At 52.0% G+C, this 7,712-nt stretch carries 8 protein-coding genes; 4 read left to right on the top strand and 4 right to left on the bottom strand.

Annotation, left to right across the window (positions count from 1 at the left end; translation table 11 throughout):
* Positions 1 to 140: 140 nt before the first annotated feature.
* Both pyrF and yciH read left to right on the top strand, forming a co-directional pair.
* Entirely contained in the window at positions 141 to 869 is a 729-nt protein-coding gene (pyrF, locus tag J1785_RS05485) for an orotidine-5'-phosphate decarboxylase (protein ID WP_217218977.1), read from the top strand.
* 12 nt (positions 870 to 881) lie between these two features.
* Positions 882 to 1,211 carry a stress response translation initiation inhibitor YciH gene (gene yciH / locus J1785_RS05480; protein WP_129951547.1) on the top strand — a complete coding sequence of 110 codons (330 nt, stop codon included), beginning with the start codon at positions 882 to 884 and terminating at the stop codon, positions 1,209 to 1,211.
* Between the two features lie 225 nt (positions 1,212 to 1,436).
* Here yciH and osmB read toward each other — a convergent pair whose 3' ends face one another.
* Complete coding sequence (gene osmB, locus J1785_RS05475; protein WP_015697121.1) at positions 1,437 to 1,655, bottom strand: osmotically-inducible lipoprotein OsmB; 219 nt, start codon at positions 1,653 to 1,655, stop codon at positions 1,437 to 1,439.
* A 272-nt stretch (positions 1,656 to 1,927) separates the two neighbouring features.
* Between osmB and araD the strand changes: the two genes are divergently transcribed.
* Positions 1,928 to 2,623, top strand: a complete 696-nt coding sequence (araD, locus tag J1785_RS05470) for an L-ribulose-5-phosphate 4-epimerase (RefSeq protein WP_129990387.1) — start codon at positions 1,928 to 1,930, stop codon at positions 2,621 to 2,623.
* A gap of 18 nt (positions 2,624 to 2,641) precedes the next feature.
* Here araD and J1785_RS05465 read toward each other — a convergent pair whose 3' ends face one another.
* The 3 genes from J1785_RS05465 to J1785_RS05455 are packed head-to-tail and all read right to left on the bottom strand — an operon-like array spanning position 2,642 to position 6,783.
* Positions 2,642 to 3,385: a DeoR/GlpR family DNA-binding transcription regulator gene (locus J1785_RS05465; protein ID WP_129990386.1), complete on the bottom strand. Its 744-nt coding sequence runs from the start codon at positions 3,383 to 3,385 to the stop codon at positions 2,642 to 2,644.
* A 60-nt stretch (positions 3,386 to 3,445) separates the two neighbouring features.
* Positions 3,446 to 5,878 carry a formate C-acetyltransferase/glycerol dehydratase family glycyl radical enzyme gene (locus J1785_RS05460; RefSeq protein WP_217218976.1) on the bottom strand — a complete coding sequence of 811 codons (2,433 nt, stop codon included), beginning with the start codon at positions 5,876 to 5,878 and terminating at the stop codon, positions 3,446 to 3,448.
* A 5-nt stretch (positions 5,879 to 5,883) separates the two neighbouring features.
* The gene (locus J1785_RS05455; RefSeq protein ID WP_217218975.1) at positions 5,884 to 6,783 is read right to left on the bottom strand and encodes a glycyl-radical enzyme activating protein; all 900 of its coding nucleotides are present in this window, start codon (positions 6,781 to 6,783) and stop codon (positions 5,884 to 5,886) included.
* A gap of 145 nt (positions 6,784 to 6,928) precedes the next feature.
* Between J1785_RS05455 and fsa the strand changes: the two genes are divergently transcribed.
* Positions 6,929 to 7,594, top strand: coding sequence for a fructose-6-phosphate aldolase (fsa, locus tag J1785_RS05450; RefSeq protein WP_129951542.1), 666 nt, complete (start codon positions 6,929 to 6,931; stop codon positions 7,592 to 7,594).
* Positions 7,595 to 7,712 lie beyond the last annotated feature (118 nt).

Genomic DNA, 7,712 nt, shown 5'->3' with positions numbered 1-7,712 from the left:
GTCGTCTAGTGCATCACAAAAATTTAATAAAACTGTCACATTAGGTGTAGCTGTGAATTCAGTGACTTGCCATGTAAAATGCGGGCGGCAAAAATGATATTTTTCCTTCCTGATTTAAAAACTGACAAGAGGCTGACGAAATGAAGTCCATAAATAACAGTAACAACAAAGACTTATATACATCGCCGATTGTTGTCGCTCTCGATTATGCAGATAAATCTTCGGCACTGGCCTTCGCCGACAAAATAGATCCACGTGATTGCCGTCTGAAAATTGGCAAAGAGATGTTTACCCATTTTGGTCCGCAGATGATCAAAGATCTGCAAAACCGTGGTTTCGACGTCTTTCTGGATCTGAAATTCCACGATATTCCTAATACCACCGCGCGCGCTGTGGCTGCTGCGGCAGAACTGGGGGTCTGGATGGTGAACGTGCATGCCAGCGGGGGGGCTCGCATGATGACGGCGGCCAAAGAAGCGCTGGCACCTTTTGGTAAAGAAGCGCCGTTACTGATTGCCGTTACCGTGCTGACCAGTATGGAAGACAGCGATCTGGCGGATTTAGGTATCGAACTTTCTCCGGCTGATTATGCTGAACGTCTGGCGCGCCTGACTCGCGACTGCGGCCTTGACGGTGTTGTGTGTTCCGCGCAGGAAGCGACGCGCTTTAAATCCGCACTCGGGCAGACGTTCAAACTGGTAACGCCAGGTATCCGTCCGGCTGGCAGCAAAGCGGATGATCAGCGTCGTATCATGACCCCCCAGCAAGCACTGGCGGCGGGCGTGGACTATATGGTGATTGGTCGTCCAATCACGCAGGCTGCCGATCCGGCGCAGGCCTTAGGTGAAATTCTCGCCTCATTGAGCTGAGAAGGAAATACGATGAGCAATGACAGTAACAGCCGTTTAGTTTATTCAACCGACAGCGGCAGAATTGAAGAGCCTAAACCCGTGACGGAACGTCCGAAAGGTGACGGTATAGTGCGTATTCAGCGCCAGACAAGCGGGCGCAAAGGGAAGGGGGTGAGCCTCATTACCGGTATCGATCTTGATGATATTGCACTTGAAAAACTTGCGGGTGAACTGAAAAAGAAATGCGGTTGTGGCGGTGCTGTGAAAGACGGCGTGATTGAGATCCAGGGCGATAAACGTGACCTGCTCAAACAGCTGCTGGAAGCGAAAGGAATGAAAGTGAAACTGGCGGGTGGCTGATTGACCGGTAAATGATCGACTGTTCATAATAAGATGCTGCATCCGCAAAGGTGCAGCATCTTGCTTTAGGTTTTAGAGATATCACAACGCGAAAACACATTGTTTGTCATCTGTGTGATGACAATAAAGTTGACCTGAACAACCCAATCCTATTTTTAGCTTTATTCGTTGCTTAACGCTTACGTTTTTTGATGCCAGTTAAATAGAATTCATCTCCCGGTTGTTTTATTTACTGACCTGGTGTCCGACGATACCACCGACTGCCGCGCCACCTAACGTCCCTAAGGTACTGCCGTCAGTCAGCACTGCACCACCCAGCGCACCCGCACCCGCACCGATTGCGGTGTTACGGTCACGCTTAGACCAGTTACCACAAGCGCTGACAGACATCGCCAGAGTCAGAACCAGTGCAATACTGGCAACACGTTTATTTACGAGCATCATAATTTTTCTCCTATCCAGACGCAATTGTGCATCCGTGAGTTAAAAATAATAAAAGTGATATCTATTCACTAGGTGAATAATCTTAATTCACTAAAGATGCTCTTCCTCACCACACAAAAAACTAAAGAGCTGGACAGATCTTCAACGGTTTATAGAACAAACGGGCACTTTTACGTTTGCAGCAGAACTGTACGTACTCTTTAGCGATTTCCCCCATACCTGCATCCACCGGCCACCCAGACAATAAAGCATCGCAATAAGAGGAAACCACGATGCTAAGACAACTGAAAGAGCAGGTATTAGAGGCTAACCTGGCACTGCCTCGCCATAATCTGGTGACCTTTACCTGGGGAAATGTCAGCGCCGTTGACCGCAAACTTGGGCTGGTCGTGATTAAACCCTCAGGCGTGGAATATGACCACATGGGTGTGGACGACATGGTGGTGGTAGAACTGGAGACAGGAAAAATCGTCGAGGGCAGTAAAAAGCCGTCTTCGGATACTGATACCCACCGGGTGCTGTATCTGAATTTCCCCGAAGCAGGGGGTATTGTCCATACACATTCGCGCCACGCCACCATCTGGGCGCAGGCCGGTTTGGACATCCCCGCCTGGGGCACCACCCATGCAGATTACTTCTACGGTAATATCCCCTGCACGCGGCTGATGACCGAGGAGGAAATCGCCGGGCGTTATGAATGGGAAACCGGAGAAGTGATCGTGAAAACTTTTGCGGAAAGAAATTTGTCACCGGCAGATATTCCGGCTGTACTGGTGCATTCGCACGGGCCGTTTGCCTGGGGGAAAGATGCCGATAATGCCGTGCATAACGCTGTAGTGCTGGAGGAAGTCGCCTACATGGGCATCTTCTCCCGCCAGTTAACGCCGCAGTTACCCGATATGCAGCCGCAATTACTGGATAAACATTACCTGCGTAAACACGGCAAAAACGCTTACTATGGTCAATGATCGTCGTTATACCCAAGGTCAGCCGACCAGGCTGACCTTAATTCCAGCGGCGGAAAGTTGCTGCTGGTAGTCCGGTAATAATTTGTCGTCAGTGATGACCTGGCTGAAGGCGCTGACCGGTCCGAGCGGGTTGAGATTTATTTGACCGAATTTCGATGAATCCGTCAAAACGATATTTTCCGCCCCTTTTGCCACCACTGCATTCACCACATCTGCACGTAACATGTCACGGCCGGTAAAACCGGTGGTGTCAGTGAAGCCGTCGATGCCCATGAACGCTTTGCTGAAATTCATCTGTTGCAGGCACAGTCTGGTCAGCGGGCCGACTACGGTCTGGCTGGTTTTCTGATACATCCCGCCAAGCAGAACCACGTCACAGGGCATACTTTTCAGCAGAGAAGCGACATAACTACTGACGGTAATCACCGTCAGATTTTTTTTGTCGGTAAGGTATTGGGCCAGCAGGGCGATGCTGCTGCCGCTTTCGAAAAATACGGTTTCACCGTCATGGATCAGTGACGCTGCAAATTTCGCCAGTTTTTGTTTCTGCGCGAAGTTCGACATCATGCGGGTATCCACGTCATCTGTCTGGATCGCGACAGCGAAACCGTGGGCACGTCGCAGGTAATGTCGCTGTTCCAGCAATGTAAGATCGTGACGGATCGTCACTTCCGACACCTGACAAATCTGTGACAACTCACTGACGCTGATGCGTTGCTTATCATTGACCCATTGCAAAATAACTTGCTGTCTGTCGTTCATAACCGCCCAAAATAAGGGCGACCTGCGCCGCCCAGAGAAAGTAAAATTCAGATGCGAACTTTACAGTGAATGTTCAGTACGGGCGATAATATCATCCTGCGCCTCAGGGGATAAGGCCGTAAAGAATGCCGAGTACCCCGCAACTCGTACCACAAGGTCGCGATAATTCTGCGGTTCCTCACGGGCTTTCAGCAATGTCTCACGGGAAACAATGTTGTACTGAACATGCCAGCCACGATGTTCCTCAAAGAATGTCCGCAACATCAGCATTAACGTCTCGCGATCGCTTTCATTTTCAAGTGATGCCGGATTCAGTTTCTGATTGAGCAGTACGCCGCCGAGAATAGCTGCTGTCGGCAATTTACCCAGAGAATTAAATACGGCCGTCGGCCCGAGATGATCGGTGCCGGATGCCGGGCTGGCCCCTTCCGCCAGCGGTGTGAAGGCCTTACGTCCGTCCGGTGTGGCCGTGGTGGCGGCACCAAACGGAACATTGGCAGAAATAGACGATGTACCCGCATAATACGTGCCACCGACCGGGCCGCGTCCGAAACGGGTATTGTGATAATTCGACAGTTCATCGATGTAGCACTGATACGCACGCACCAGCAGATTATCGACCTCATCATGATCGTTGCCATATTTCTCTGCACCGTTAATCAGCCGCTGACGCAGTCGTTCACCGTCCAGCCCCGCATAATCCGATGCCAGTGCGTGAGCCAGTTCCTGCTGGCCGATCACACCCTGATCGAATACCAGTTTTTTCACCGCCACCAGACTGTTACCCAGATTGGCGATCCCGACCTGCAAACCGGAAACCCAGTCGTATTTTGCGCCGCCTTGCTTGATGGTCTTCCCGCGTTCGATACAGTCATCGACCAGTGCCGAACACAGTATATCCTGCGCATTTTCTTCCAGAATGGTATCTACCACACACTCAATTTCGATGGATTTGCGGGTGTAATAGCGGATCTGCTGGTCCCATTGTGCAAACACCTGTTCGAAATTATCAAAATTCCCTTGTGACAAGCCACGCTCCTGCGGCAGGAAACGGGTATGGCTCTTAGCATCGTGCCCCTGTTCCAGTGCGGCAAGCATGACGCGGGCAAAATTGATAAAACTCATCCCGGTACAGCGATAACCCCATTTGCCACCGACCGCCGTTTCGATACAGCCGATGGCAGCATAGTCATAGGCATCCTGTTTTTCGACCCCCAGTTTGATGAATTCAGGAATAACAATTTCGTCGTTATTAAAGGCAGGCATGCCGAAACCACAGCGGATCACCTGCACGCAGGCATCAAGGAAATCACTGCTCATTCCGGCGTGATAGCGCACGCTGAGATTGGGCTGAGTGGACCGCAATTGTCCGCAGGATTCTAAAATGGCATATGACAGCGGATTTACAGCATCGCAGGCGACATCATTATGTAAAGTCTGTCCGCCGATGGTGACGTTCTGGTACAGCGGGCTACCTGCCGAGGCTTTGGAATGTGTACCGGAGCGGATCTTGTTGACTTCCAGCAATTTCAGCCAGCAGCTTTGCAGCAGCTCAATGCCCTGGTCATGCGCCAGCGTTTGTTCCAGTTCGACATCACGACGCCAGAACGGATAAAGATACTGATCCATACGACCGAATGACACTGAGTGGCCGTTGGATTCGATTTGTAAAATCAACTGGATGAAATAGCACAGTTGTAATGCCTGCCAGAAGTTTTGCGGTGGCTGGTGGGCAATGACGTCGCAGTTAGCCGCGATCGTCAGCAACTCGTTGCGACGCGGCTCGCGGGTTTGTGTCGCAGCCATATCACGCGCCAGCCGGGCAAAACGCACGACGTGATCGCTGACAGCTGCCAGCGTGATATCAATGGCTTTCAGCAGTTGTTCTTTATGCAGGTCTTCCCAGTCAGTCAGTTTAATGCGGCTGCGACGCTCATCCACCTTACTGCGCAACCCGTCCAGACCCAGCTGCAGCAACAGCGGAAAATTCACCGCCAGGTGGGCATCGCCGGAGGTCATATTGCCTTCAGCTTTCACGATACCACTGTCGAGCAGGGCTTTCTGTTCATCAGTGAACATACCGTAGCAGCGGTCCTGTACGGTCTGGCCGCGCCACCACGGGCAGATTTCATGCAGGATTTTCTTATTGGCTTCACTGACTGCAAAACCCGCACCCGGCCGGTCAGCAAGCGCATCAATTTCACTTTCGATCCAGCCCACCGTGTATTCCGGGAAAATCGGCGCAGCGCGCACTTCGCTGGCCTGATTACCGACGATCAGCTCATCGTGTTTGATCCAGATAGTACGTTGACGCAAATGTTCGGCCAGTGCCAGTGCCCGGCGAATGGCAAGCGGTTTGTCAGCATGCTGTTGATAAACCTGCGTGTAGTGCTGTGCGCGCTCGGTACACACCGGTGGCTTCACGATGTGGATCAGCGCTTCTTTGTGAGAAAGAATACGGGCCGAAAGGGTGTTCAGATTCAGTTGGGTCATTTTTCTTATCCTCTTAACTGTGCACAAAGTCCTTTTTCTGTGGCGTATTCTTCGGCAAACGTCAGCAGGTCAGGGTCATTTAACGGCTGGCGCGGGGCCAGATAGGGTTGTCCCAGCAGGGCATATTTATTGATGCCCAGCGTGTGGTACGGCAAAAAATGGATAGCTTCGCAGCCGGTTTCATTGGCGGCAAAATCAACAATCTGGCGGATGGAGGCGCGATCGGCATTAAACTCAGGAATTAACGGTACGCGGACGATAAGCTTTTGCCCGGCGGCGGCCAGACGACGGAAATTATCTTTCACCCTTTTGGCGGAACCCCCGGTCAGGCGCCGGAAAGGTTCATCGGCAACATGCTTGAGATCGGCCAGCATTAAATCCAGCGCGCCCAGCGAGGGTTGAATGTAGTGCCACGGCACATGCAGACAGCTTTCCACGGCGGTATGCAGGCCTTCATGACGGCAACGTTGCAGCAGGTTCAGTGCAGTGTGTGGCTGCATAAACGGTTCGCCGCCGGAAAGCGTTACACCGCCGCCGGTGCGGATATAAAAAGGCTTATCCCGCAGGATTTGCTGCATCAGGGCGTCAATATTCGCGTTATCTCCGCACACACTCAGCGCGCCGGAAGGGCAAACCTGTTCAATCTGACAGAGATCCTCTGCCTGGAATTGCGCCCTGCGAACCGTAATCCTGCCATTTACCACGCTGACCGCATGGGGAAAAGTCTTTGCGCAGTGCTGACAATCCGCACTGCACAAACGCGCGTCGTACAGCACGTCAGCCGTGGCGGAGCGGCTTTCCGGATTCTGGCACCAGGTACATTTCAGGGAACAACCTTTCAGAAAAACCACCGTGCGGATCCCAGGCCCATCATGTGTGGAATAACGCTGTACATTGAAAATCATGTCGACGCTCCTTGGCGTTTAATGCTTCTTTCGTAATTTACTATCTTTCATTCGAAAGTGATTTTGACGATGATCAACAAACCGTCTGCTTCCAGGCGTACACTCACTGAACTTTGCATTCACTCACACGTTCAGGAAGGAAGTTATGGAGCTCTATCTCGATACTGCCAATGTCATCGCTGTAAAACGCTTATCGCGCATCCTGCCATTACAGGGCGTTACCACCAATCCGAGCATTGTGGCAAAAGAAGGAAAATCGCTGTGGGAAGTGCTGCCTGCACTGCGTGATGCCCTGGGCGGTAACGGTAAATTATTCGCGCAGGTGATGGCTGCTGATGCCGAACAAATGGTGGCAGAAGCGTTGTTACTGACACAACGGGTGTCCGGCTTAGTGGTGAAGGTGCCGGTGACCGGTGAAGGTCTGGCAGCTATCAAAAAGCTCAAGGGCATGAACGTTCCGACGTTGGGTACCGCGGTGTACGGGGCAGGTCAGGGGTTACTCTCGGCACTGGCCGGGGCGGAATATGTCGCGCCTTACGTGAACAGGCTTGATGCCCAGGGGGGTGACGGCATTGCCATGGTGAAAGATTTACAGACCTTACTGAGCCTGCACGCGCCGCAATCAAAAGTACTGGCCGCGAGTTTCAAAACGCCGCGTCAGGCCATAGAGTGTCTGCTGGCGGGCTGTCAGTCCATCACGTTGCCGGTTGATGTGGCTGAACAGCTATTCAGCACGCCAGCGGTGCAGGCTGCGGTGGAAAAGTTTGATGCTGACTGGCAGCAGGCTTTCGGCACTTCCTCGCTGAGCTGATATCTTGCGTGACACCCGGCCCGCACAGACCACTGCTGCGGGCTTTTTTGTTTTTGTGCGTTAAGAATTTTTGTACAAATAGTTCGAAAATGTGATTTCCCTCCGAAATCAAATATTG

The organism is Rahnella perminowiae, from assembly GCF_019049755.1.
In the GTDB taxonomy this organism is placed as follows: Bacteria; Pseudomonadota; Gammaproteobacteria; order Enterobacterales; family Enterobacteriaceae; genus Rahnella; species Rahnella perminowiae.
This window is presented reverse-complemented; position numbering and strand designations above follow the sequence as displayed.